A 1,355-nucleotide genomic window follows, 5' to 3' on the forward strand; every position below is an offset into this window, starting at 1 on the left:
TCGACCGCCAGAGCCGCTCGACGAAGACATTGTCCCGCCACGCGCCCTTGCCGTCCATCGAGATGGCGATCTCAGCCTTCTTCAGCACGGCAGTGAAGTCGACGGAGGTGAACTGCGAGCCCTGATCCGTATTGAAGATGTCGGGCTTTCCATACCGAGCAAGCGCTTCCTCGACCGCTTCGATGCAAAAGGCCGTCTCCATCGTGATCGACAGCCGCCACGACAGAACCCTCCGGCTGAACCAGTCCACGACAGCGCAGAGATAGACAAAGCCGCGCGCCATCGGAGGTCAGGTCCATCGCCCAGACCTGATTGGGCCTGGTGACCGCCAGCTTTCGCAGGAGATAGGGATAGACCTTGTGACCTGGTGCCGGTTTCGAGGTGTTCGGGCGACGGTAGATCGCCTCGATGCCCATCTTCTTCATCAGCGTGGCGACGTGCAACCGTCCCGCTTGCAGTCCTTCCACCCTCAAAAGCCCTTGCAACATCCGGCTCCCGGCAAACGGGTAGTCGAGATGCAGTTCGTCGATCCGGCGCATCAACGCCAGATCGCCGTCCGACACTGGACGCGGAGAATAATAGACGCTGCCACGACTGAAGCCGAGAAGCTTCGCCTGGCGCACGACCGACAGTCTGTGCGTGCGGTCGATCATTTCTTTCCGCCCAGCAATCCCGCCTTGCCGAGCGCACCGGACAAAAAATCGTTCTCCAGCGTCAGCTCGCCGATCTTGGCGTGTAGTGTTTTGACATCGACTGTGGGTGCCGTCGGTTCTGTCTTGGCTTCATCGCCGAAAACGCCCGTCGCCCCCTCAAGGAGCTGGTCTTTCCACTGCTTGATCTGATTGGCGTGCACGTCGAACTGCTGGGACAGTTCCACCAGCGTCTGTTCGCCTCTGATCGCGGCAAGCGCCACTTTCGCCTTGAAAGCCGGGCTGTGGTTCCGGCGCGGTCGTCTCGTCATGGTCTCTCCTGTTTCCGGCATCTATGCCAAAGTCAGGCAGAAATTCCACTTATCCCCGCTGTTCAAATTTCCCGAGCCAGCTCTCTTCTTCCAGCTCGTCAACGCACGCTATGAGCGCGGCACAATGATCCTCACCTCCAATCGTGGCTTTGCCAATGGGGCGAAGTCTTCGGGGATCCCGTCGTCGCTACCGCCCTGCTCGACAGACTCTTGCACCACGCCGTCGTCGTTCAGATCGAAGGCTCAAGCTATCGGCTGCGACAGCACGCCGAGCTCATGCCCGAGCATGTTCGCTCGAAAGTACGCATACGCGGAAGGCCGCCTTGAGAGATGTCCGGAAACGTAGCTGACTGTGGGTATGGACATTTATACTGACAGTCAGCGTGATAACCGT

General features: G+C 59.3%; 2 pseudogenes. One reads left to right on the top strand and one right to left on the bottom strand.

The features are described 5' to 3' along the window. Positions 1 to 961 (bottom strand): annotated as a pseudogene (locus tag BSG20_RS35350) (IS3 family transposase); the annotation flags it as partial. Between the two features lie 82 nt (positions 962 to 1,043). On the opposite strand from BSG20_RS35350, the pseudogene BSG20_RS35355 reads away from it, so the two are divergent. After that, a pseudogene (locus BSG20_RS35355) lies at positions 1,044 to 1,288 on the top strand (ATP-binding protein); the annotation flags it as partial. Positions 1,289 to 1,355: the final 67 nt, after the last annotated feature.

The sequence above is a fragment of the Rhizobium tibeticum genome (assembly GCF_900110205.1).
In the GTDB taxonomy this organism is placed as follows: domain Bacteria; phylum Pseudomonadota; class Alphaproteobacteria; order Rhizobiales; family Rhizobiaceae; genus Rhizobium; species Rhizobium tibeticum.